The sequence below is a fragment of the Bacteroides sp. HMSC067B03 genome (genome assembly GCF_001811315.1).
In the GTDB taxonomy this organism is placed as follows: Bacteria; Bacteroidota; Bacteroidia; order Bacteroidales; family Bacteroidaceae; genus Bacteroides; species Bacteroides faecis.
On record NZ_KV804406.1, the window covers coordinates 23,266 to 47,918 of the forward strand.

Genomic DNA, 24,653 nt, shown 5'->3' on the forward strand with positions numbered 1-24,653 from the left:
CCTACTAACTGAAATATAGGATATTATGACAGAAAGAGAACTGAAAATAAAATTCGACCATATACAAGGCATATTTAACCGTTGCATCAATCATGCCAGCCAAGTTATGATAGATGGCATTGCTTCTAAGTCTTTATATTTTGACGAAGAGCAGGCAGATAAGCTGGAACAGCAGGAATACGTTCGCACCGCTGATGAACTGGTGCAGTTATATATTCGTTATTCTGTGTTGAATGACATTCAATACTTTTATTCTGTGTCTGATTTCTTTTGGGAAAGTGGTTTTTATGAATCCTTGAAATCTGATGAGAAAAGAAAATATATGTCGTTTAATCCACTTTCATTTGATTATTCCCGGTATGAACAAGATAATACGGTTTATGATGAGGAACTGCCTTATTTTTCAGTGGTAGTCAAAGCTGTTGTGTTGGAACGATATTCAGAATACTTGCGAAAGAAGAAAGAAAGTAAGGTACAAGCGGAAATGCAACTCCAACAAGAACAGGAAGAACTGCAACCAATTCAAGATAAATGCCAAGAGCCTAAAATTATTCCTCATGTTGCTGAAACAGAAAATCCGTTCAAGTCTATTTTAAACGACAGACAAATAGCATTGTTGGTGGATTGTATCAATGAAGTGGAAATTTTCAATGCTCTTATGACTTTTGAAGATTTGAAAGCAATACTTTCTTGTAAGCCTAAAGTTATATTTAGGTCTAATAACAACAGGCTAGTCGCTTTTCTTTTTTCGGAGTTAAGCAATCGTGGTTTGATAACACCTAATTGGCAATCTGTCATAGCAAGGAATAAGTTGTTTGTTACGAAGAATATAAAGAAAGATAAATATCTGAATCAAGGTGATTTAGCCACAGCCGCCAATTATGTAAAAGGGGTGGAGCATGAAAAAGATTATGTAACCATCAGCAATTATATCAAACAACTGAAAAAACTTTAAGAATAGGTTAATACCTCAAACATAGCTTAATCCGCTATCAAGCTATTCCTCAATACTTTTGCCCCCGTAATCGATTACAAGAAACCGGAGGGCATGCACTCCATATTGTCTAACGCAAATACTTTTGTTATATGGAAACAAGTATTGAGAAGCGAGTTGCAGAACTCGAAAATTTAGTGTTCCTTTCGAAGAATGTGCTTAGCTTCGATGAAGCGAGCAGGTTCTTGAACCTTTCTAAAAGTTACCTGTACAAGCTGACTTCGGGTAACTTGATACCCCATTACAAGCCGCAGGGCAAAATGCTTTATTTTGAAAAAGCTGAACTGGAAGCATGGTTGCGTCAGAACCCGGTGAAGACGCAGGCGCAGATAGAGCAGGAAGCGCAGAAGTATATCCTTAACCGTCCTCTAAAGAAATAATGGCTATGGAAAACAAGAAGAAAGAGGAAATCGGACAAGGCACAGCCATGACGAAAGAGGATTTTGCAGCCCTTTGGAAAACCATTCGTCTAAGAGTGACGGATACTTATGAAGTACCACCCGAAATTCTTTGGGTGAACGGTTCTACTATCGGTACATTGGGCAATTTCAGCGCATCCACAGGCAAAGCCAAGAGCAAAAAGACATTCAACATTTCCGCCATTGTTGCGGCTGCGTTGAAGAATGACGAGGTTCTGAAGTATTCGGCATATCTGCCACCGAACAAACGCAAAATTCTCTATGTTGATACCGAGCAGAGCAAGTACCATTGCCATAAGGTCATGGAACGTATTTTGCGCCTTGCCGGACTGCCGACCGATAAGGATGTGGACGATTTTGTTTTCATTGTGTTAAGAGAACATACCCCCGACAAGCGTAAGCAGATAATTGGCTATATGTTGGAGAATATGCCCGATGTGGGGTTGCTCATTATTGACGGAATCCGTGATTTGATGTATGACATCAACAGTCCGAGCGAATCGACCGACCTAATCAACCTTTTGATGCGCTGGTCAAGTGGGTATAACCTGCATATCCATACCGTACTGCATTTGAACAAGGGGGATGATAACACAAGAGGACATATTGGTACAGAGCTGAACAACAAAGCTGAAACCGTCCTGCAAATCACGAAAAGCACGCAGGACGGCAATATAAGCGAAGTAAAGGCGATGCATATACGTGACCGGGAGTTTGACCCGTTCGCATTCCGCATCAATGACAATGCCCTGCCCGAAGTTGCGGACGGTTATGTGTTCAAGCAGCCCAGCCAAGACAGGGGCTTTCCACTGGCAGAACTGACGGAACAACAGCACAGGACGGCTTTGGAAAACGGTTTTGGCAAACAGGTTATATATGGTTACGAGAATGTCCTAAAGACCTTGAAACAGGGTTATGCGAGTATCGGCTACAAGCGTGGACGCAATATCCATGTGGAACTGAACAAGTTCCTTGTGAACAAGCGCATGATTGTGAAAGAGGGCAGGGGTTACCGTTATAATCCCGATTTCCATTATTAAAAGTCAGTTTGGTTTAGTCCGGGTGTATATATAAGAGGAACGGACTTACTATTTCCCTGTATCGGAACAAGCAGGTTTAGTATGGTACTGGTATATATATGACGGACTAAACAGGACTGGCGCACTTTTCAACGATTTTTTAATCCCCAAAAAGAAAATATTATGAACATCGAAGATGTGAAACAAATATCCATCGCAGATTATCTGCATAGTTTAGGTTATTCGCCCGTCAAGCGGCAGGGTAACGGTTTATGGTACAAATCACCGTTAAGAGAGGAACACGAAGCGTCCTTTAAGGTGAATACAGACCGCAATCTTTGGTATGATTTTGGCGCAGGAAAAGGCGGCAACATCATCGCTCTGGCAAAGGAACTTTATTTTTCCGACAGTCTTCCCTACCTTTTAAAGAGGATAGAAGAGCAGACACCAAACGTTCATCCGGTCAGTTTTTCTTTTCCCCAGCATAGGACAGAGCCGAGTTTCCAACATTTGGAAGTCCGTGACTTGACCCATCCGGCATTGCTCCGTTACTTGCAGGGGCGGGGTATCAATATCGAACTGGCAAAAAGAGAATGTAAGGAACTCCATTTTACCAATAACGGCAGACCGTTCTTTGCTATCGGTTTCCCGAATATGGCAGGAGGTTACGAGGTTCGCAATTCCTTTTTCAAAGGGTGTATCGCCCCGAAAGACATTACCCATATACGGCAGCAGGGAGAGCCGAGAGAGAAATGTTTGGTATTTGAGGGCTTTATGGATTATCTTTCTTTCCTCACGCTCCGGATGAAGAACTGTCCGACCATGCCCGACCTTGACAGGCAGGACTATGTTATTCTTAACTCGACTGTCAATGTGCCGAAAGCCATTGACGTGCTATACCCGTATGAACGCATTCACTGTATGCTTGACAATGATGAGACAGGGTATAAGGCAACACGGGCTATCGAATTGGAATACTCCTACCATGTGCGTGACTTCTCGTACAATTACAGAGGGTATTCGGACTTGAACGATTACCTGTGCGGCAGGAAGCAGGAACAGAAAAACGCAGCCAGCCAAGTACAGGAAATAAAGCAGAAAACCGGACAACGTGCCGCCCCAAGACAAAAGAAGGGCAGGGGCATTTAATCCGGCAGGATTGCCAGCGGCTGGCGGTTTCATAGGGAGAGCAAGGTTATGTTTCGGTAGACCGAAACCACCTTGCTTTGCTCACCGCAAAGGAAACCGCTCCCGTTGGTCGCAATTTCTAAGACATCATTTAAAAGTAAAAAGGCATGAAAAAGATACAGGACAAGCCGGGCGGTCGTCCGGCAAAGAAACGGACGGAAAAGCAGAAAAAGGTAGTCAGCACGAAGCTGACCGAGTTGCAGTATTACGCTATCAGGAAGCGAGCCGGGGAAGCCGGGTTGCGCATCAGTGAATATGTTCGGCAAGCAGTTATTTCGGCAGAGGTCATACCCCGGCTGAGCAGGCAGGATGCAGATGCTATCCGCAAACTGGTAGGGGAAGCCAACAACATTAACCAGTTGGCACATCGGGCAAATGCCGGAGGTTTCGCATTGGTGGCAGTGGAACTGGTGAAGCTCAAAAATAGGATTGTTGAAATCATAAATCATTTGTCGGATGATTGGAAAAATAAAAAAAGGAAGCGGTTTTAAAGGCTGTGTGAACTATGTACTTGGCAAGGAGCAGGCGGTTTTGCTTCATGCGGACGGAGTTCTTACCGAGAGCCGGAGCGATATAATCCGCAGCTTCTGTATGCAGACCGGGATGAATCCCGACTTAAAGAAACCTGTCGGACACATTGCGTTAAGCTATTCGGCGGTGGACGCACCCAAACTGACGGATGAGAAAATGGTACAGCTTGCGCAGGAGTATATGCGTGAAATGAAAATCACCGATACGCAGTATATCATCGTGCGCCATCAAGACCGGGAGCATCCACATGTACATATTGTGTTCAACCGTATAGACAACAATGGCAAGACCATTTCGGACAGGAACGATATGTACCGTAACGAACAGGTATGCAAAAAGCTGAAAGCCAAACACGGGCTTTATTTCGCCAAGGGGAAAGAGCAGGTGAAACAGCACCGATTGAAAGAGCCGGACAAGTCGAAATACGAGATTTACACGGCTGTGAAAAATGAAATCGGCAAATCCCGCAATTGGCAGCAGTTGCAGCACAGGTTAGCGGAAAAGGGTATCACTATCCAGTTCAAACGAAAGGGACAGACCGATGAAATACAGGGCATATCCTTTTCCAAAGGAGAATACACGTTCAAGGGTTCGGAGATAGACCGCAGTTTCAGTTTTTCCAAACTGGATAGATATTTCGGAGATACAGGTTTGAATGTTGCCGAAAGTCAACGGCAAACAGCTTTCGCACCCATCCGGGAACAAATACCCACACGGAGTAACGCAGAAAGTCCGTTTATAAGCGGTTCGCTCGGTCTGTTTTCTGCATCACCGTACCCGGTGGATGAAGAGCCGAACTTGAATTTGAGAAAGAAGAAGAAAAAGAAAAAACAACTTAAATTGTAAAGACATGGAAGACAACTTGATTTTAGAGGGGCTTCTCTCTATGGTAACAGAACTGAAAGAGAAGTTGGAAGCGCAGGTAACGCCAGCCAGCCGGGAGGAAACTATCGAACGGTTTGGAGCAATTGAACAGGCATTGTCGAGACTGCACACTAACCCGGCTGTTTCTGTGGAGAAGTTGCAGACTATCCAAAGTCAGCTTGACGATGTACGGAACAAGATGCAAGGTCAGCAGCAGCATATCGAGGACACCAAGAGAATATCATTGGAAATCTATCGTAATTTTAAAATAATGGTTGATACCTTGAATTCCTACAAGACGGATAAAGAGGAAGTTGCCCGCTTGCCGTTCTATCAACGGATTTACAACAAGGTTACTTCTTGGATTCGTCCGGGATTGTTTATTTTTTCGGCAGTGCTGGTTCTCTGTTCCGCTTCCATATGGTTAAATATCCGTTTGGCTACACGGATGCAGCAGTTACAGGACAATGATATGAAATACCGTTATTTGTTGATGCAGGGTTGGGCAAACGGAGAAGTCCTTGATATACTGGAAACCAAATTCAACTGGCAGAGGGATAACGATTTCATCCAAAGTTTGACAGATTCAGTGATAGATTTTGAATATCGCAGCAAGAAACAGGCGGAAGCACTGGAACGTGCAAGGTTACTCAATGAACAAGCCGAGCAGTTGAGAAAGGAAGCTGATAAGCTAGGTAAGCCATAAACGAAGTAAAGTCGGGGCGATGAACTATGTTCACCGCTTCGGCTTTTTTCAAATTCATTTCTTCGTGTAGTGCTTTTCTCAAGCTTGTCAATATTGTTATACTTTTTTATTCGAACAGTTCTCGTATTTCTCTAATTCCATTCGACTGCGGCTGGAAGTTACTAAATATACTCCACCGAAAATCAGGAATACTGCTACTATTTTTGTGAAATTAAAAGAGTCTATATTCCAGCAGACAGCAACAATACATGCCACAATCGGTTGGATATAATTATACATTCCAGCTACGGTTGGTCGCAATTTCTTTTGTCCTACAACAACAAGCATATAGCTGATGAATGTTGCCCCAATCACAATAAAAGCCAATCCAACTATTTCAGTCATTTGTAAATTGCCCCAATGTACATCTGCCAAGTCTTTTGCTGAGAAAGGTAACATGCAGATAAAAGAGTAGGTAAACATCCATTTCATAATGGTTGTTAATGAATATTTGTTTACAAAATCTTTATAGAGTACAATGTAAAGGGCATAACTCAATTGGGCAAATAAAACAAGCAAATCTCCCCATATGGCTGTATCTCTGTTTGTGGATGTTATTTGAATATTTTGTCTGCTACCCAAGATAAGCAATAAAGCACCTCCTGCTCCCAATGTAATGCCTAGTACTTTTTTCCCAGTTATGGGTTCTTTCAAAATGAATGCAGCTAAAATCATAGCCCAAAGCGGCATACTTGTCGTAATGATGGAGGCATCTCCGGGAGAGGTTAAACTAACTCCGAATATGAAGCATCCTTGATTAAACACTATGGCTAGTAATGAAGCAAAAAATAAAGATACTAAGTCTTTGTGATTAACGTGTTCTGGTTTTTGAAAAAAAGACGTTATCCAGAATAAAATCATAGCACCGCCAATACGCAAATCTGTTATTACTAAGGGAGTAATGGCACCACCTACTAAAATTACTTTGGAGACCGGTGACATAAGTCCCCACATGACATTTGCCCCAAGCATGGAGGCATGTCCCTTCCAATCAAAGTTCATTGTCTTTTATGTAATATAAACTGAATAAGTATAATGTTATTGCTAACACAATCAGGCAAACAGAAACTAATCCTGTAAAATAATTAGCCAATACGAACCAACTAATTCCACAGATTACGAGATAGAGAAGTATCCCCTTTGTTTCGTTTTTGCTAATTCTAATTTTTCTTTTGGAAAAAAGAAAATAATCCAATGAATACTTGCCAGCTCCTAATAGCAGCTGGATAAGGTATAAGCCTAAAAATAGAGCAGGTAATACCTTAATATTGAATGAGTCGAAGAAGTGAAACTTGACCGCAATCATCATGTTAAATGCTAAAACACTTGCAGCCAATCTGGTCTGAAATCCAACTAGAAGCATTATTGGACAAATGGTTTGGGCAAAGATAGTCAGCCACAGAGACGGAATATCACCGATACCGATAGGGTCACCGAAAAAATCTGCGGCATATCTGTCATAATTGACAATCTTCCCATATCCATAAGGTAACATCATCAATCCGCAAAAGCTACGGAAATTAAGAATGACGAAAGAGTAGAAATTCCCTGAAAAGGAATCTCTACTCACTAAATAATTTATAAGATGCTTCATATATTCACAGTCAATCAATATGATGTCCATCCTCCGTCGGCCACGAATATACTGCCATTTACGAATGAAGCTTCATCAGAAGCAAGAAAGAGAGCCACCTTGGCTATCTCGTCCGGGGTACATTTCCTCATGTTCGTGATGTAACCTTCTGTTATCTTATCTTCAATGTCTTTCCATTTTCCGATAGACTGGTCGCGTGCTGTTCTGGATCCGGCCAGCTTTTCACTATTGATGCGCAGATTGGTTTCTACTCTACCGGGGGCAACAGCATTGCAACGGATATTCTTTTCCTTATAGTTGAACGCCACATTTTTGGTCAATCCGATTAAAGCGTGTTTGGAAGCTACATAGGCTGCTCCACCACCACGTGCTCCGGTAAATCCGGCAATGGAGGCTGTATTGACAATGACCCCACCGCCTTGTTTTTCAAAAATAGGAATCACTTTGCGAATACCTCGCATCGGTGCATTCAGATTGGTTTCCATTACTTTGTACCATAAGTCATCACTGACTTCACCGACTGGTATCAGCTCATCAAAAATGCCTGCATTATTCACCAGTATGTCCAGACGTCCATATTTGGATAAAGCGGCATCCACCATTTTTTGAATGTCGGCTTCTTTGGTTACATCCGCTTCCACACCTATTACATCATATCCTTGTTTGGACAGTGAGGTTACGGCTTTATCCAAAGTAACTTTATTGATATCAACCAAGACTACTTTAGCTTTTTCTTGGGCAAACAAGGTGGCGATAGCTTTTCCATTGCCAGATGCCGCTCCCGTAACCAAAGCTATTTTATTGTTTAACCTGGCACTCTGTGCGAATGCTTGTCCTGCAAATAACATGAGAATGAGAATCATTCCTAGAGAAATAATTTTTTTCATACGCTTTGAGAATTTAAATGTTACTATAAAATCAATAAGCTGTCCAAGCACCATCGGCAACAAGAATGCTACCGTTTACAAATGATGCTTCATCAGAAGCCAGAAACAGAGCAACTTTTGCAATTTCTTCTGGAGCAGCCTTACGCTGATTGGTGGCATATCCCATTGCAATTTTTTCCGTAATCTTAGCCATGTCTTCGGATAAGCATCCATCTTTACTGGATGTTTGAAGTGCTTTTTTGCTATTATCCCGTATGTTGGTATCTACACGTCCCGGAGCCACGGCATTGCACCGGATATTCCATTCCTTGTAGCAAAAGGCCACGTGTTTGGTCAATCCTACCAAGCCATGTTTCGAGGCGACATAGGCAGCTCCGCCACCTCTTGCACCCGTCAATCCTGCTATGGATGCTGTGTTGACGATTACTCCACCACCTTGTTCCTTGAATATGGGAATCGTATAACGTATGGCTCGCATGGGAGCTGTCAGGTTTATAGATAATACTTTCTCCCAAAGTGCATCATCCGTATCGGCAACAGGAACCAACATATCAAAAATACCAGTATTGTTAATCAGAATATCCAATCTCCCAAAAGCGGAAATAGCTGTTGATACCATCTGCTCAATATCCGATTCTTTGGTTACGTCAATGACCACCGACAACACCTCGCAGCCTTTCTGCTGCAAATCCGCAGTAACTTGTCCCACGCCTTCTTTATTGATGTCAGCAAGGACGACTTTTGCACCTTCCTGAGCGAATAAAGTAGCTATTGCCTTACCATTGCCCGATGCTGCACCAGTAACTAGTGCTGTTTTACCTTTTAGTCTCATAATCATTTTTTTTGAATATTGAAAATCCTTTCTCTTTGTTTTTATTGCAAATTTAAAGTGGAATGAGATGTAATTTATTGTATCTTTGCTATAAGATATTGTACTATTTCGTTATGTGGAAAGAAAATTTATATCAACCCGTTGAAGTCCTGATTCGCAATCATGAAATATTCCCCATAGCCGAACACCAGCATTCATTCTTTGAAATGGTGTATGTGCGAGAGGGAACCGGACGATTTTATGTCAAGGAGTCAGGTTGTAAGGTTGAGGAAGTTATTTATCATGCCCATTCTTTGTTTCTTATTCCTCCGGAAACCACTCATTGTTTCACGATAGATACACATAGCGAATATGTGTTTATCCGTTTTGTGCTTCATTATGTGGAAGACTATATAGGGAAATATCTGGCAGAGATATTTCGTGACTCCAGTCGTCAGGCTGAAATCTCTCTAAATAAATCGGATGAAAATATGGCATCCCAACTTTTTGACTTTATAAGAAAGGAAGAAGACAATAGGCAAATGGGGACAAACTATTTGCAACAGCAGTGGCTTAACAGTATCTTGGTTTTAGTTGCAAGAAATATTGTTCATGAAGCTAAAGATGAGTGCCTGTCTGTCAAATATCTTACTATAAATGAAACCAACCCAGCTGTGTATATGTTGCAGTATATCCAGCAACATATACACCAACCGGAATTGTTGAGGGCAGAAAGCCTTTCCAAAATATTTCATCTTTCGCCTGATTATATCGGAATTTATTTCAAACGATATTACCAAGAAACACTACAACAGTATATTGGACGAAACCGTTTGAAGATGGTAGAAAATTTGTTATTGAACAGTTCCATGACAGTCAAAGAGATAGCCTATAAAATGGGGTATACTGATTCTTGCTACCTCGTAAAGTCGTTTCAAAAGGTTTATGGAATTTCACCTTTGAAATATAGGCAAGAACATTCTCAAAGCAATAATTTAAAGTAATGGATTTGTGATTCTGCTTGCAAAGTTTAGTCTTTTTTGTCTATATATCCAAAACGGACTAAACTTGTTTCTATTGACGGCAAATTATATATGTGCTGGCGAAAAGAAAAACAGTATTCTTCTTTTCGCTAGTTTTATTTTTATGGTTAGAGAGCTTTTGTTACCTTTGCGCATGAAGCCCACCACAAAGCGATTTTCTTCGTTTTTTTGTTACTATTTTGTTACCCACTATTAGTAATAGGTGGGTTTTTCTTTTGTAAATCAGTATTTTATGCTATTGTGTATATAATATGTGGCAAAATATTATTAACAGTTGGCAGTTATGGAAAAAAAGAAAAGCAAGGGATTGAAGCTCTGCCTTACTGCTGATAGTTCCCTACTGTAGAACTATTATTTTTTGCTTGATGAAACTTTAGTTCCATCGTCTTGAAACCGGAGTTTCCTCTGCTTGAAACTTTAGTTTCTTCAGCTTGGCACTAAAGTTTCTACGGCTTGAAACTATTGGTTTCAATGCTTTGGAACTATAGTTTCATCGCATGGAAACCAACTAAACTAAGGTATTCTTTGATTTATCCTTTCAAGGAGCAATATATGATAGTAGCAGGATGTGATAACAAAGCGTGACGGCATTGTGACAGCACACTTTACTGTCACAATGCTGTCACACTTTGCTGTCACCTTTTTATTGGTTTATAATCAGTGCGTTATTTAGCTTTTGGTGACAGATGACAGCAATTTTGGGTGTTTAAATTCTTATGTAGAAGCGCGTCCAAAGTAATCTTCGATATTCGTTTTTGTCTGTAGATTAAGTGATATATTGCAAAAATATTGCAGATTCGTTATATGTAATGTCGTTTATTTCATGCCTGTCACTCTGTTAAAGGTTAAAAAAGGACATAATTTCCGATTTTCGGGACACTATATCTATCTTTGCTACCAGTTTTAAAAATCGGAAAAATGAAGATTACGAAGAGAAAAATAGCTTGGGGCGTCGTTCTCCTGATATTGATTGTCGGTGGTGTCATTTGTAAGAAACGCTGGAATGTGTGGTTTTACAATATTCCTGAAATACGCTATGTGCTGACGGAAGAACCTCAGCGGGTACTTCTGACATTCGGAAATGACGGTGAGCTATCCCGCAATGTAAGTTGGGTGTGCGGAGGCGTTTCTAAACAAGCGAAACTGGAATATACCAAGATCGGTTCCGGCGATACGCTGCTCATCAACGGATCTTCCAAATTTCTTCGTACACTGGGCGGGTTCGGTTATGCCAATTGGGCGAAGTTTAAAGATCTTTCTTATGGAGATTCCTACTCTTACCGGGTATGGAATGACGATCGCTCTTCTGATTGGTATTCGTTTACCATGCAACCCGATTCGACTGACCATTTTTCTTTTGTATTTATAGGTGATGTGCAGGATACTTTGCGTGGAAAGACACGTGATTTTATGGAAAACGTACGCCATCGATATCCCCAGGTTGACTTTTACATGTTTGCCGGTGATTTTGCCGAACGTCCGATGAACTGTTATTGGGACGAGGCCTATCAAAGTGTAGATTCCATTGCGCCCACCAAACCGATGTTAGTTTCTCCGGGAAATCATGAATATGTGAAAGGCCTGGTACGTGTTCTGGAAAAACGTTTTGCCTATGTCTTTTCTTATCTGCTCGAATCAAGATACAAGAATAATAATGTGTATTCTATCGATTACAATGATGCCACCATTATTACACTGGATAGTAACCGTGACCCTTGGTTCCTTTTCTCTCAGCGCGAATGGCTGGAGAAAACGTTGAAAGCTTCGAAAAAGAAATGGAAAATAGTCATGCTCCATCATCCGGTATACTCCATTAAAGGTAAAATGAACAACCTTCCGGTGCGTTGGATGTTCGACGGGCTGTTCCGCGAATATGGGGTCGATCTGGTGCTTCAGGGACATGAACATAATTATGCCCGTATGACTAATAAAAATGATGAGGGCGAAATGACTACCCCGCTGTATCTGGTGAGCCATGCTTCTCCGAAGAGTTACCGTCTGGCTTTCAATGATAAGTATGATCGTTTTGGGACAAACCGCCGTTTCTACCAACATATCGACGTGACAGGAGATACCCTCCGGATGCAGGCATTTTTGGAGAATGACTCATTGTATGATGACGTCCGGATCGTGAAGAATGCTTCCGGTATTCAAGTCATTGACAATGCGCAAGATATACCGGAAATACTCGAAAAGCCCGTAGGGTTGAGGGGAAAGAAAGCTGAAGATTTCGAACGGAATGCGGCGAAGTGGCGGAACCGTTCCTCAGTAAAGTAAATACTTCTGCCTCATGTCCCGGTAAGTCTGCAACTCTTTTTGCCAATTGTCGCAGATTTCCTTTTCCGATTTTCCTTGAAGGATTGCTTTCCGTACAGAATCTGTTCCCATCAGTAAATCAAACCACCGGGGACGGGAGAAGAAAGCTGCACCTTCGCCGGATAAACGATAGAAACGCAGGAGGTAACGGAGTGTGAATCCGTTTACATCTGTTACGTTCCGCAAATTTTCGCCGTAGCAGGCAACTCCTTTGTGCATCGGATTCTTATCGAATCCGGGCAGAGAACGTGGAGTGAAGACGAAATCGCCATACTTTTTGTCAGGTGCGCCCAATACCTGAAAAGGAAATGTTGTTCCGCGTCCTACACTGATACGTGTTGCCTCGAAAGGGCAAAGCGAAGCATACAGGCGGATGGATTGTGCATCGGGCAAGTTGGGAGACGGTTTCACGGGAAGTACGTAAGGCTGTCCATGTTGCCATCCTTTTATGGGAATCACGGTTAGCGGGCAAGTCTTTGTCTGGGTAGTCATCCATCTTTCTCCGTTAATCATTTGTGCCAGTTCCCCGATGGTACAACCGTGAAGGACCGGCAAAGGTAGCATTCCGACAAAACTTTTATACCCCGCTTTCAATACAGGACCTTCTACGTAGTCGCAGGGATTGGGACGGTCTAGTACAATCATTTCTTTTTTATTTTCCGCACAGGCTTCCATTACATAATACATTGTACTGATATAGGTATAAAAACGCGCACCTACGTCCTGAATATCGAACACGATGACATCGATATCCTTTAGTTGGGCGGCGGTTGGTTTCTTGTTATTCCCGTAGAGTGAGACGATAGGTATTCCCGTGCGGCTGTCTTTTCCGTCTTTTACAGTTTCACCGGCATCCGCGTTGCCGCGAAAGCCATGCTCCGGTGCAAAAACTTTCACTATATTGATCTTTTGTTTTAATAAAGTATCCAGCAGATGAACGTGTTCCGTGCCAACGATGGAAGTGTGGTTTACGACCATTCCTACACGTTTTCCTTTGATTAGCGGCAGGTACTGGTCCATGCGTTCGGCGCCCGTAATTACTTTTCCGCTGGCGTATGTCGAGCAAAGTATTATGAACAGAGAGAAAAGAATGAAGGAACTTCTGGCTTGCATATCAGTAAATTTTTGTAATATTGCACAAAAATATCATTTCTCGGTCAGGGAACAAGTAATAACTAGTGAAAAATATGAATCCAATTGAAATTATCGACAAATTTTATCCGCAAGAGACGGAACAACGGCACATTCTACTTATACATAGCCTTTCTGTAGCTCAAAAAGCTTTGAAGATCGTAGATGCTCATCCCAATTTACCTATCAACCGCAGCTTTGTCAGAGAAGCCGCGCTTCTGCACGACATCGGAATCTTTCTGACCGATGCTCCTACGATCCAATGTTTTGGAGAACATCCTTATATTGCCCACGGCTATTTGGGAGCAGATCTTTTGCGGAAAGAAGGTTTTGAACGTCATGCACTGGTTTGCGAACGCCATACCGGAGCCGGATTATCACTGGAAGAAATCATAGAACGACAGCTGCCTCTTCCTCATCGTGAAATGCTGCCCGTCACTCTGGAAGAGCAAATAATCTGTTTTGCCGATAAATTCTTTTCCAAAACTCATCTTGATGAAGAAAAGACAGTGGAAAAAGCCCGAAAAAGTATTGCAAAATATGGTGAAGAAGGGCTAAACCGTTTCGATGGATGGTGTTCTTTATTTTTATAGCACTAAAAAATAATTAAATAACAGAGATTCTCACGCATTATTGATGAAGATTGTGTACTTTTGCCACTTCAAGCGTAAAACTATTAGTTAATGGCGCCATTGAGAGCAAAAATAATTATATCATTCATATTGCTGATTGTCTTGCTGATGCTTCCTGATGAGGCTACGTCTCAGCGTCGAAGAAGAGGGATGATTGCCTCCAACACTGCACAAACGGATTCCCTTAACGGGAACGATTCGTTGAGAGCGGATACAGTTGTGGTACGCGTCGACTCTGTAGCACCGACAAAGAAACAACCGCTCGATGCACCGGTTATTTATGAATCTAACGACTCCACCACTTTCACGTTGGGAGGTGCCGCTACGCTTTATGGTAGCGGCAAAGTTAACTACCAGAATATCGAACTGGCAGCGGAAGTGATTTCCATGAATCTGGACAGTAGTACGGTACATGCCTATGGTATTAAAGATACGACAGGAACAATAAAAGGTAAACCTGTCTTTAAAGAAGGCGAAACAGCATACGACACAGAGACTATCAGTTATAACTTCAAGAGTAAAAAAGCGGGAATCACGGATATCATCACCCAACAGGGCGAAGGTTATGTGACCGGTAGCAGAGCCAAGAAGGGAGCAAATGATGAAATCTTTATGGAGCACGGTCGTTACACGACTTGTGACCATCATGACCATCCTCACTTCTACATGCAGCTGACAAGGGCCAAAGTGCGTCCCAAAAAGAATGTAGTAACAGGTCCTGCGTACCTTGTGGTGGAAGATGTTCCTCTGCCGCTGGCTGTGCCTTTTTTCTTCTTCCCTTTTTCCAGCAGTTATTCTTCAGGCTTCATTATGCCGACCTATATGGATGACTCCAGCCGCGGTTTCGGTCTGGCAGAAGGAGGGTATTACTTTGCTATGAGCGACATCATGGACTTGAAACTCACAGGAGATATATTCACGAAAGGTTCATGGCGGCTCTCCGGATTGACAAATTACAATAAGAGGTATAAATATTCCGGTACCTTGCAGGCGGATTATCAGGTGACTAAAACCGGAGACAAAGGAATGCCGGATTATACAGTTGCCAAAGACTTCAAGGTGGTGTGGAACCACCGGCAGGATGCTAAGGCAAGTCCGAACAGTACTTTCTCCGCCAGTGTAAATTTCTCGACCAGTAGTTATGAACGGTCTAACATCAACAACCTTTACAACTCTCAGTTGTTGACTCAGAATACAAAGACTTCAAGTATCAGCTATTCCCGCAGTTTCCCCGATATTGGTCTGACCTTGTCCGGAACTACCAATATTGCGCAGACTATGCGTGACTCTTCTATCGCCGTGACGCTCCCCGACCTTAATATTACGTTGAGCCGTCTTTTCCCTTTCAAGCGTAAGAAGGTTGCCGGAGCCGAGCGTTGGTATGAAAAGATTTCCATCAGCTATACGGGACGTCTGACAAACAGTATCAGAACAAAAGATGACCGTTTGTTCAAGACCGGAATCAGCGGATGGGAAAATGCGATGAATCATAATATTCCTATCAGTGCTACTTTCACGCTGTTCAAGTATTTGCAGGTTTCTCCTTCGGTCAACTATACAGAGCGGTGGTATACCCGTAAGATGAACCAGACATATAATATGGAAGAACATAAGCTGGACCCTAATCTGAATGATACTATTAATGGTTTCTATCGGGTGTCCAACTATTCTGCCAGTATCAGTTTGAGTACGAAACTGTATGGTATGTACAAGCCTCTTTTCATGAAGAAGAAAGAGATACAGATCCGTCACGTTGTTACTCCACAAGTAAGTCTTAGCGGAGCTCCCGGATTCAGCAAGTATTGGGAGGAATACACAGATTATAACGGCAATACACAATACTATTCTCCTTTTACCGGACAGCCTTTTGGAGTTCCTTCACGTGAAGGTTCGGGAACGGTTAGCTTCTCTCTGTCCAACAATCTGGAAATGAAGTATTATGATGCCAAGAAGGATACGCTCAAAAAGGTCAGTCTGATTGATGATTTGAGCGCAAATATGTCCTATAATATGGCAGCGAAAGAAAGACCTTGGAGTGATTTGAGTTTGAATATCCGTATGAAGCTGACCAAGAACTATACTTTCAATATGAACGCTTCATTCGCTACTTATGCTTATGCTTTCGATAAGAACGGTAATGTAGTGCCCAGTAATCGTACTGAATGGTCTTATGGACGTTTCGGACGTTTCCAGGGATATGGTTCTTCTTTTAACTATACTTTTAATAATGATACCTGGAAGAAGTGGTTTGGTCCGAAGGAAGACGCTGAACAGGATAAAAACAAGAAGGACTCGGAAGACGGAGACGGTGAGGATTCTGAAGGTACGGAAGATGGAACTACCACCAAGAAGGTGGAGAAGGCACAGGCCGACCCGGATGGTTATCAGGTATTCAAGATGCCTTGGTCTTTAAGTTTCAGTTATTCGTTCAATATTCGTGAAGACAGAACGAAGCCTATCAATCGCTATTCCATGCGTTATCCGTTTACTTATACCCACAATATTAATATGAATGGAAATGTGAAGATTTCCAACAACTGGTCGCTTTCATTCAATTCGGGTTACGACTTCCAGGCAAAAGAGATTACGCAGACTTCTTGTACGATTTCGCGTGACTTGCACTGCTTTAACCTTTCTGCCAGTCTTTCGCCATTCGGACGTTGGAAATACTACAATGTTACCATTCGTGCCAATGCAAGTATTCTTCAGGACTTGAAGTATGAGCAGAGAAGCCAGACGCAAAGTAATATTCAGTGGTATTAATAAATGGAATGAAGAATCGGGAATAAGCCCCGGTAGGACTAAAATATAAAAATGGCTGCATGATCTTTGGGATGATGCAGCCATTTTCTTTATGTCTTGATTCTGATTGATCAGATGATGATTACCATACAATTTCCGTTTCTCCGTTTGCCTTCAGATAATCGTTTGCCCGGCTGAAATGTTTGTTGCCGAAGAAACCATTATAGGCAGAGAGGGGAGAAGGGTGGGCGGAGCTGAGTACCAGATGCTTGTTGCGGTCGATAAAGGCTCCTTTGCGTTGGGCATAAGCTCCCCACAAGATAAACACAAGATGTTCTCTTTCTTCTGCCAGCGCACGAATGGCTGCATCTGTAAAGGCTTCCCATCCGCGGTTTTGGTGAGAGCCTGCCTGATGAGCGCGTACGGTCAGAGTCGCGTTGAGCAGCAATACTCCTTGTTCGGCCCAGCGAGTCAGGTTTCCGGTAGCGGGAGCGTCTGTGCCTATGTCCGCCTTTATCTCTTTGAATATGTTTACCAGAGAAGGAGGGAAAGGAACTCCGTCATTGACTGAGAAACAAAGTCCGTGTGCCTGGCCTGGCCCGTGGTAAGGGTCTTGTCCGATGATTACTACCTTCACTTTGTCGAAAGGACAGAGGTTGAAGGCATTGAAAATCAGCTTTCCCGGAGGAAAAATCTGATACTGGCTATATTCACTTTTAACGAATTCTGTCAGTGTGCGAAAGTAGTCTTTTTCAAATTCCGGTTGTAAGTGTGTTTTCCAGCTTTCTTCTATTTGTACATTCATAGCAATTATATAAGGTGTATATCAAGTTCCTCACATTCTTTGCGCATATTTTCCGGCCAGATGCTGGCTTGTATTTCTCCGATATGAGCTTTGCGAAGGTAGAACATACACAAACGGGATTGTCCGATACCGCCACCGATAGATAGGGGAAGTGTGTCGTCCATCAGTCGTTTGTGGAAATAAAGTTTCAGTCTCTCTTCTTCGTTTTCTTCTTTGAGCTGACGTTGCAGAGCTTCTCTGTCTACACGAACACCCATGGAAGATAATTCGATGGAACGTTGCAGTACATCGTCCCAAAGCAAAAGGTCACCGTTGAGCCCCGGCAAGTTGTTCAGCCCATTCGATGTATAATCATCGTAGTCCGGTGCACGTCCGTCATGCTTTTTGCCATCACTCAGTTTGCAGCCGATACCGATGATAAACACGGCACCGTATTTCTGGCAGATGGCATGCTCACGGCATTTGGGTTCAAGGTTCGGATAAAGCTGGCGCAATTCTTCCGAATGGATGAAATGTAACTTCTGTGGCAGACAGGGTTTGATCTGAGGATACATTTCGTATACCATGTATTCTGTGCGGATCATGGCTGCGTAGATACGGTTTACGATCTCTTTCAGGAATTCTACGTTTCTGTCTTCGTTGGTGATGACGCGTTCCCAGTCCCATTGGTCTACATAGAGCGAGTGAAGGTTTCCGAGTTCTTCGTCAGAACGGATGGCGTTCATGTCGGTGTAGATACCGTATCCCGGTTCGATATTGTAATCGGCGAGGGTTAATCTTTTCCATTTTGCTAATGAATGAACGACTTCTGCTTGTGCGTCACCTAAATCCTTGATCGGGAATGAAACAGGACGTTCTATACCATTCAAATCGTCATTGATACCCATGCCTTTCAATACGAAAAGCGGGGCTGTTACGCGTCTGAGGCGCAATTCTGATGACAGGTTTAACTGGAAGAACTCTTTTATTTGTTTGATTCCCAACTCTGTTTGTTTTAAGTCGAGTAACGGTTTATAGTTCTTTGGTTTTATCAAGTAACTCATAGGATTGTTGATTGTTAATTGTCGGCAAAGATAGGAATAATATTAATATCTGTATTGGATATTCTCTAAAAGATTGTCAAATTGATAAACTATATGCTATAAAGCATTTCAAAATAACAGAAGGTCAAGGAGTGCCGGTGACTTAAGAACTATAAAAAAAGATGAATCATTAGGAAGATGAGAAGATTTTTTATACTTTTGTCATCGCATTTAGGAAATGGCCCCGTAGCTTAGTGAATAGAGCGTCAGATTCCGGTTCTGAAGGTCGTGCGTTTGAATCGCACCGGGGTCACATGGAAATCCCTTGATAATCAGCTATTATCAAGGGATTTTTGTATCTATATACCTTCTTCTTAGCTTCTTGATACTTGTAGTCCCTTGTCAGAAAGTGTCATTTCAACAAAGCGTGCACGCGGGTTAGGGGCGTGCTCGGTCAGTATCCGGCGGATATGTCCTGCTGCTTGCGGATCTTTAGCTACCATATATAAGTAACCGCCACCGCCTGCACCGGGTAATTTATATCCTAATGTATAATCTTTAATTTGTTCGATAATGGCTGCTACCGCCGGTGGATTCGTACCCGAGTCCAATGCTTGATTTTGTATCCAGCTTTTGCCGATGAGATTGCCGAAAGTGTTGAAATTACCACGTAAAATAGCCTCGTTCATATCCATCGCATGGGCTTTCATCTCTGCCAATAAGCTAAGATGCATTCCGGAGTTAAGGAACATAGAGCTGACTATTTCAGCCAGAATTCCTTTTGCTGTACGGGTGATACCTGTATAGTAAAGCAGGTGGCAGTCCCGGTATTCCGGTTGCACAAAGAGTTGGTCGGGCAACCAACGAACCAATGGATGCTGTCCAAAGCCGGATTCGGACTGTAACAGTTTTACACCGGGAAATACACCGCCGTATTGATCTTGCCATCCGCCGCCGGTGGTAAGCAATTGCTCCAATACCAGTGTATAATTGCAGATATCGTTCTTGTCCCATGCCAGTCCGCAGAAGTCATTGATAGCTCCGAGTACGGTAGATGAAAGGATAGAACTGGTGCCTAGTCCCGAACCTGCCGGTATTGCGGCTAATAAGGTGATTTCAAGTCCTGAGCCGAAAGCTTTCAGGTGCTCTTCCAGTGATGCGTAAGATTCCGCTGCGAATAACGGAGCGAATCCTGCCAAGGTAAGTGCTGCCTTTGGAATGGAGAAAGGTGAACCGACTTTTTTGTAATCCTGTAGTTCCTCGTAGCTTCTGATAACTTCCATGGCTCCCATATCAATAGAACGAAGTACGATATGGAATTCCGGACATGGCTTGACGTATACTTGCAGCGGAGGCTGTCCGTTCAGTTCAATGGCCAGATTGACTACACTTCCTCCTGAGTAGAGAGAGTAAGGAGGAGTGTCTGTCCATCCTCCTGCAACATCAATGCGCACCGGGCTTCGGGCCCATACTATCTGATCTGAGTAAACATTGAGTTTCGGATGGTTCGTTTTTCCGGCAACGGCTTCCAGTAGCCCGTCACGGAGTAGTTGGAAGGCAGCTTGTTCTTCTTCCTTGTAGTTGTCATTGCCTTGCAGTTTCATGATGCGTGCCCGGAGCATCCGGTTATGTATACGCAGCATGGGGGCGGAATCTTCCTTCAAGATAGCAGGAACATCCAGGTTGAACCGGATAAATTCATTGGCAGCATCCTGCAAATCAAGTTGATAGAATACACTCTTTTCGTAATTGGCGGACAAGCCTTTCCAGTTATCTTTGCGGAAGGCATTGCGCTGTGCATAAAGGCGTTCCAGATTAGCCTGTGCCGATATCTCGTCAGCAGAAAGTTTTTCAGCTTTCAGCCATAGCTCTTTTCCTTCTTTTAATTGTGGTTCGGATATCATCCAGCGTACTACTATGCCAAGTTCTTCGACAGAAGTCATTACGGGGAAAATAGAGGCTGCTTGCAGGTCATCTGTACGTCCTTTTATTTCTTCCCGGCTGATTCCTCTTTCTCGCATCCAATGTGTGAAAGACATTCCCAGATAGGTCGTTGAATCGTTGCTTAACGCCCCTTTGAATACATCGTCCAGTCCATAAGGACGTGCGACAAAACCTGTTTCTCCCATGGGAACGATATCGATGCAGATTCCGTCCGGCACACCTATATTCCAGTGATTTTCGGGAACCCCTGTGATAATCTGGCGGGAACCTAATTTCCATCCTTTTCCTACGTGGCTGTTTTCGATCCATAAATTGGCATTTTCCGCAGACAGCTCCACCTTTGTAAGTGAGTTCTGGATAAAGATGGCAGGGTTCGGTTTTACTTTCCGGTGCATGATACGTCTTTGGTCACGGACTTTATCCTGTATGGCTAGTGTAGAAGAAATCAGTTCCCGGCTTGTTCCGAAATGATAAAACTCTCCTCCGGGTAAAGGCAGGATAGCTACCGATAATTTATTTACTTCGTCGTCTGCCGTTTTAGGATGTTCTCCCAGTGCCAGACCGTAATCTGAATATAAGTCGTAGTAACTGATATCATTCGTACCTTCTTTCAATGACCGTTTCATCAATACCTCCACGGCACGGTCACTTAATATCCAGATGCCGATGTCCATCAGGAAAAGATGGGTCTTGGACAATCCTTCCAATTCTTCCAGCGAAGGTTTTTGCAGCATGAAGTCAAGTACTTCCGGTTTCTTGCGATCCGATACGAATACACCGTGGTGAGTAGCTAATGAAGGATTCACCCATAAGCCATAACATACGACATCTACATTCGGTATGTCTTGCAATGGTTTCTCCGAACGGATATATACATCTCCGCTGGCTATCAGTGTATTCAAGCCTTCCGGAGCTTGTTTCATGAGTCTTTCGTACAGAGGAAGTTGTAATGACAGTAGATTCTGCCCCAGCTTTTGTCCTCTCTCCCAACTGAAAACAGGTATCGGAGTCAATATTTTACCCGAAGGAGCATAGCCGGGCAAACGGCGGCTCTGTCCTCCTGCATGCAACAGGATTCTTTTCTCGCTTCCAATCCATTTGCTGAAACTATCTTCCGGTGCAAAGGCTTGATGGCAGGCCTGCAATAACCAGGTTGTTCCACCACCGGAACCTAACTTACTGCCTACGGGGTCTGATGTACAAAACCAGTCGGTATGATTTACTCCTTCCAGTTGATGGAAACTGTGAATCAGGTTGGGAGGTAAAGATAATAACTTTTGCATAATAGAATCGGTGTTTATTTGTTTATAAAAGAATCGTATCCCAACTATCGCAGAGTGCCTGCATAGAAGGGAACAACAGATCGGCTCCTGCATCCAGCAATACTTGCCCGTCCAGAGGGCCTGTATTTACCGCGATTGTGAAGATGCCTGCCTTATGTCCTGCTTCCACACCCAATGGTGCGTTTTCTATCACTACTGCTTCGTCCGCTTTCAGGTCCCCTTTTTTAAGGGCCATCAGATAAGGTTCCGGATGAGGCTTACCGTATTTTACGTCAAAAGCGGTAACCATCAGTTCCTTGTGAAACATACCGGGAAAGTTGTGTTCCAAACGTTCCAGCAATGAAAGCTGTCCCGAACCGGTGACTACCATGGACGTTAGTCCTTCGCTTTTTATTTTCTGCAAGAGTTCCCACGCACCGGGCATACGCTCTGCTTCCGGGTAAGAATTGAACAGGATACTTTTTTCTTTGTATATACTTTCTATTTCTTCTTGTGTGGCTTCTTTGCCCAGTTCGCGTTGAAATACAATGTTGATAGTCGATGCTCCCGTTCGTCCTTCGTGCATATAAGCTTCTTCCCGGCTCAGATTCAGGCCGTGAGTTTTCATTACTTGATGCCAAGCTTCGGAGTGGTAGGGCATGGAATTAAAGAGTACACCGTCCATATCGAACAGGACGGCTTTCAGTTTCTTTTTCATAATTGGGGTTAGATGGAATCTGTTTGATATTTATTCTTTTTTCAGCAGATCTTTCAGTTCAGACACGGTGATTACCACATCGTGCTGATCTTCCGATTGTTTGCCGATATATCTGTAAACTATGTTTCTATTACAATTCACGCAGCATTTGATGAAGAGTTGGGTGGGAAGATCCGTCTGATTGGCTAAGGTGCCTACAATACCTTCTTTCACTTCTTTGGCATTGGCTTTGATCTGGCTCATTTCACACAAATCTTCATCGACACGGCAGATATATATCACCGATTCATCGCTGAGTTCAATCTTTTCGATGACTACTTCTTCACTTGCCTTCATCGGAAATTGCAGGTTTGCCATCTGTATCTGTGATTCCAGTTTGGCCAGATCACTTTCAGAAGCATTGACATCTGCATTGAGAATGTTTTTGATTTCATCTGTTGTCAGTTCGCAAACTACCTGCTCTCCTGAATCTTTTCCTATATATATCATCTGCAGACCTGCTTTGCACTTAACAACAAGGTCCAGCAATGTTTTTACTTCTTTTGTCGGATTCTGGAACATGATTTTCATCGAAGTCTTCATGCTTTCCGGATTTTTCTGCAATGCTTTGATGTTGGCAGTCTCTTCATTCAACTGGAAGGTGTATACTACGTTTTCTCCGTCGTAAACGATGCTGGTGATTTTGCCGGCCTCTCCCATGTCCATCGGACATTGCTTGTTGGCTACTTCAATGGCAGCTTTAAGTTTGACTTCCTGGCAACCGGTAGTTAACACAATCAGTAATGACAAACTGATAAACAACATCGCTGCATTCGAGCTTCTTATTAATTTTTCCATTGTTCTTTATATTTAGAATTTAAGATAAAGAGAGATATACGAAGCAAAGATAGTCATAAAAAATGAGAGATATGGCAGAATGGGGGAGATAGTTGTTGGTTAGGATTTTGGATGATTCATCGTATGATAATTTGTCGTTTAGAAGATAATATGTATTTTTGTCCTATGAAGTTACGAAAAGAGTGTAATTTATTGGAAATGAGCGTAGGTTAATTGCTCTTGATAGTAATAGGTTACGATTTAGTTAGTTATCTACTGCATTATCTTTCTGCGCATTGCGTAACCTTCAAAGAACTCTTCCTATGCAAAAGTAGCTATTTAATTCGAGATTTTGATATAAACTCCCGTTTTTTATCCCCTCATTCATAAGATTTTTCCGTAAAAGCGGTTTTGTTTGTCGGAACACCATTGCCAAAAACGAGTTTTGAACAATCGTGTGCCGACTACCGCATAGCCGGAGAAAAGGGCATTGCCTCACGCCTAAACGATGTTTAGACTGATGACGCAATGCCCCTTTCTTTTGCGTCTATGCCAAGAGGTGCTTTTACGGGCTACCAGATGATTTTTCTTTTTTTGCTGTCCCTTTTGCCGGAAGCGGAAAGTGAATGCAGAGTGTGTCAGCCTGCCTCATGAATGAAACAGGCGGTCACACACAGCCGGACAAACCGGGAAGAATGATTGTTGCCGCCCGGCTGGACAAGTTCCGTCGGAACGGAAACAATCATACTTCCTTTGTCGTGGTTTGCCCTTTTCACGCTTCCGGTGATGTCTTTTTCTTTCAGACGGTTTCCTCTTTTTACGGATTTTCCCCTAAAGTTTTTTCTACCTAATCTGCCTCTGTTTTCGTTTACCTCCATTTTGCGCCTTTCAGTAAGCCGCATCAGTCAGTCATTTTCGTTCTGGGCGCAAAGGTAATTCCGGGATTGGACGGGAAAGCAAGGTCAAGCCTCCTGTTTTCTGCGGAAATCTCCAGCCCTTCGGGTAGTATTTCCCCGAAAAACCTTGCATTCCCTAATCCCTACCTTTTCAAGCACCCGAAACGAAAACGACCGATGCGACAGAAAGACGCATAAAAAAAATGTCGGATAAACGAGAGGCAGATAAGATAGTTTGAAACTCAACTCCCTCAGCTCTTGAATCCGCATAAAA

Annotated in this window: 23 protein-coding genes and 1 tRNA gene; 12 read left to right on the forward strand and 12 right to left on the reverse strand. The window is 42.9% G+C overall.

Annotated features, from left to right (window positions below; translation table 11 throughout):
• Nucleotides 1–25 precede the first annotated feature (25 nt).
• From HMPREF2794_RS17485 to HMPREF2794_RS17515, 7 genes are all read left to right on the forward strand, one after another.
• Nucleotides 26–955, forward strand: a complete 930-nt coding sequence (locus HMPREF2794_RS17485; protein WP_057317632.1) for a hypothetical protein — start codon at nucleotides 26–28, stop codon at nucleotides 953–955.
• Nucleotides 956–1,086: 131 nt separating this feature from the next.
• Entirely contained in the window at nucleotides 1,087–1,374 is a 288-nt protein-coding gene (locus HMPREF2794_RS17490) for a helix-turn-helix domain-containing protein (protein ID WP_057317633.1), read from the forward strand.
• Nucleotides 1,375–1,379: 5 nt separating this feature from the next.
• Nucleotides 1,380–2,453 (forward strand): AAA family ATPase, encoded by a 1,074-nt coding sequence (locus HMPREF2794_RS17495; protein ID WP_070752084.1) that lies wholly within the window; start codon nucleotides 1,380–1,382, stop codon nucleotides 2,451–2,453.
• Nucleotides 2,454–2,615: 162 nt separating this feature from the next.
• Nucleotides 2,616–3,581: a toprim domain-containing protein gene (locus HMPREF2794_RS17500; RefSeq protein WP_070752066.1), complete on the forward strand. Its 966-nt coding sequence runs from the start codon at nucleotides 2,616–2,618 to the stop codon at nucleotides 3,579–3,581.
• A 146-nt stretch (nucleotides 3,582–3,727) separates the two neighbouring features.
• Nucleotides 3,728–4,111: a MobC family plasmid mobilization relaxosome protein gene (locus tag HMPREF2794_RS17505; protein WP_070752068.1), complete on the forward strand. Its 384-nt coding sequence runs from the start codon at nucleotides 3,728–3,730 to the stop codon at nucleotides 4,109–4,111.
• Nucleotides 4,077–4,997: a relaxase/mobilization nuclease domain-containing protein gene (locus tag HMPREF2794_RS17510; RefSeq protein WP_070752070.1), complete on the forward strand. Its 921-nt coding sequence runs from the start codon at nucleotides 4,077–4,079 to the stop codon at nucleotides 4,995–4,997. Before HMPREF2794_RS17505 ends, HMPREF2794_RS17510 begins: the two co-directional genes overlap by 35 nt.
• A 4-nt stretch (nucleotides 4,998–5,001) precedes the next feature.
• The gene (locus tag HMPREF2794_RS17515; RefSeq protein ID WP_070752072.1) at nucleotides 5,002–5,721 is read left to right on the forward strand and encodes a hypothetical protein; all 720 of its coding nucleotides are present in this window, start codon (nucleotides 5,002–5,004) and stop codon (nucleotides 5,719–5,721) included.
• A gap of 96 nt (nucleotides 5,722–5,817) precedes the next feature.
• Here HMPREF2794_RS17515 and HMPREF2794_RS17520 read toward each other — a convergent pair whose 3' ends face one another.
• The 4 genes from HMPREF2794_RS17520 to HMPREF2794_RS17535 are packed head-to-tail and all read right to left on the reverse strand — an operon-like array spanning nucleotide 5,818 to nucleotide 9,079.
• Nucleotides 5,818–6,762, reverse strand: a complete 945-nt coding sequence (locus tag HMPREF2794_RS17520) for a DMT family transporter (protein WP_070752074.1) — start codon at nucleotides 6,760–6,762, stop codon at nucleotides 5,818–5,820.
• On the reverse strand, nucleotides 6,752–7,354 hold the full coding sequence (locus tag HMPREF2794_RS17525; RefSeq protein WP_240053005.1) for a DoxX family protein: 603 nt from the start codon (nucleotides 7,352–7,354) through the stop codon (nucleotides 6,752–6,754). Before HMPREF2794_RS17525 ends, HMPREF2794_RS17520 begins: the two co-directional genes overlap by 11 nt.
• Before the next feature lie 14 nt (nucleotides 7,355–7,368).
• Nucleotides 7,369–8,241 (reverse strand): glucose 1-dehydrogenase, encoded by an 873-nt coding sequence (locus HMPREF2794_RS17530; protein ID WP_083312122.1) that lies wholly within the window; start codon nucleotides 8,239–8,241, stop codon nucleotides 7,369–7,371.
• Between the two features lie 31 nt (nucleotides 8,242–8,272).
• Nucleotides 8,273–9,079, reverse strand: a complete 807-nt coding sequence (locus HMPREF2794_RS17535) for a glucose 1-dehydrogenase (protein WP_083312119.1) — start codon at nucleotides 9,077–9,079, stop codon at nucleotides 8,273–8,275.
• A 107-nt stretch (nucleotides 9,080–9,186) separates the two neighbouring features.
• Between HMPREF2794_RS17535 and HMPREF2794_RS17540 the strand changes: the two genes are divergently transcribed.
• Nucleotides 9,187–10,056 (forward strand): helix-turn-helix domain-containing protein, encoded by an 870-nt coding sequence (locus tag HMPREF2794_RS17540; protein WP_070752076.1) that lies wholly within the window; start codon nucleotides 9,187–9,189, stop codon nucleotides 10,054–10,056.
• Between the two features lie 957 nt (nucleotides 10,057–11,013).
• On the forward strand, nucleotides 11,014–12,372 hold the full coding sequence (locus tag HMPREF2794_RS17545; RefSeq protein WP_055271526.1) for a purple acid phosphatase family protein: 1,359 nt from the start codon (nucleotides 11,014–11,016) through the stop codon (nucleotides 12,370–12,372).
• Here the strand turns inward: HMPREF2794_RS17545 and HMPREF2794_RS17550 are convergent.
• A complete protein-coding gene (locus tag HMPREF2794_RS17550) occupies nucleotides 12,361–13,524 on the reverse strand; it encodes an exo-beta-N-acetylmuramidase NamZ family protein (protein ID WP_070752078.1) in 1,164 nt (387 codons plus the stop codon). The two genes, HMPREF2794_RS17545 and HMPREF2794_RS17550, sit on opposite strands and share 12 nt — an antisense overlap.
• A 74-nt stretch (nucleotides 13,525–13,598) precedes the next feature.
• Between HMPREF2794_RS17550 and HMPREF2794_RS17555 the strand changes: the two genes are divergently transcribed.
• Together HMPREF2794_RS17555 and HMPREF2794_RS17560 are read left to right on the forward strand one after the other, a co-directional pair.
• Nucleotides 13,599–14,135 carry an HD domain-containing protein gene (locus HMPREF2794_RS17555; protein WP_010539368.1) on the forward strand — a complete coding sequence of 179 codons (537 nt, stop codon included), beginning with the start codon at nucleotides 13,599–13,601 and terminating at the stop codon, nucleotides 14,133–14,135.
• A gap of 90 nt (nucleotides 14,136–14,225) precedes the next feature.
• The gene (locus HMPREF2794_RS17560) at nucleotides 14,226–16,937 is read left to right on the forward strand and encodes a putative LPS assembly protein LptD (protein WP_070752080.1); all 2,712 of its coding nucleotides are present in this window, start codon (nucleotides 14,226–14,228) and stop codon (nucleotides 16,935–16,937) included.
• A gap of 121 nt (nucleotides 16,938–17,058) precedes the next feature.
• Here the strand turns inward: HMPREF2794_RS17560 and ung are convergent, their stop codons facing one another.
• Both ung and asnA read right to left on the reverse strand, forming a co-directional pair.
• Entirely contained in the window at nucleotides 17,059–17,721 is a 663-nt protein-coding gene (gene ung / locus HMPREF2794_RS17565) for a uracil-DNA glycosylase (protein WP_010539366.1), read from the reverse strand.
• A gap of 5 nt (nucleotides 17,722–17,726) precedes the next feature.
• Entirely contained in the window at nucleotides 17,727–18,764 is a 1,038-nt protein-coding gene (asnA, locus tag HMPREF2794_RS17570; protein WP_070752082.1) for an aspartate--ammonia ligase, read from the reverse strand.
• 219 nt (nucleotides 18,765–18,983) lie between these two features.
• Between asnA and HMPREF2794_RS17575 the strand changes: the two genes are divergently transcribed.
• A tRNA-Arg gene (locus HMPREF2794_RS17575) sits at nucleotides 18,984–19,056 on the forward strand.
• Between the two features lie 61 nt (nucleotides 19,057–19,117).
• Here the strand turns inward: HMPREF2794_RS17575 and HMPREF2794_RS17580 are convergent.
• From HMPREF2794_RS17580 to HMPREF2794_RS29020, 5 genes are all read right to left on the reverse strand, one after another.
• Complete coding sequence (locus HMPREF2794_RS17580; protein WP_074759666.1) at nucleotides 19,118–22,063, reverse strand: bifunctional fucokinase/fucose-1-phosphate guanylyltransferase; 2,946 nt, start codon at nucleotides 22,061–22,063, stop codon at nucleotides 19,118–19,120.
• Nucleotides 21,993–22,667, reverse strand: coding sequence for an inorganic diphosphatase (locus tag HMPREF2794_RS17585; RefSeq protein ID WP_010539363.1), 675 nt, complete (start codon nucleotides 22,665–22,667; stop codon nucleotides 21,993–21,995). Before HMPREF2794_RS17585 ends, HMPREF2794_RS17580 begins: the two co-directional genes overlap by 71 nt.
• 30 nt (nucleotides 22,668–22,697) lie before the next feature.
• Nucleotides 22,698–23,504 carry a hypothetical protein gene (locus tag HMPREF2794_RS17590; protein WP_055271518.1) on the reverse strand — a complete coding sequence of 269 codons (807 nt, stop codon included), beginning with the start codon at nucleotides 23,502–23,504 and terminating at the stop codon, nucleotides 22,698–22,700.
• Between the two features lie 286 nt (nucleotides 23,505–23,790).
• A complete protein-coding gene (locus tag HMPREF2794_RS29960) occupies nucleotides 23,791–24,012 on the reverse strand; it encodes a hypothetical protein (protein WP_009037599.1) in 222 nt (73 codons plus the stop codon).
• A gap of 109 nt (nucleotides 24,013–24,121) precedes the next feature.
• Complete coding sequence (locus HMPREF2794_RS29020) at nucleotides 24,122–24,385, reverse strand: hypothetical protein (protein ID WP_025813562.1); 264 nt, start codon at nucleotides 24,383–24,385, stop codon at nucleotides 24,122–24,124.
• Nucleotides 24,386–24,653 lie beyond the last annotated feature (268 nt).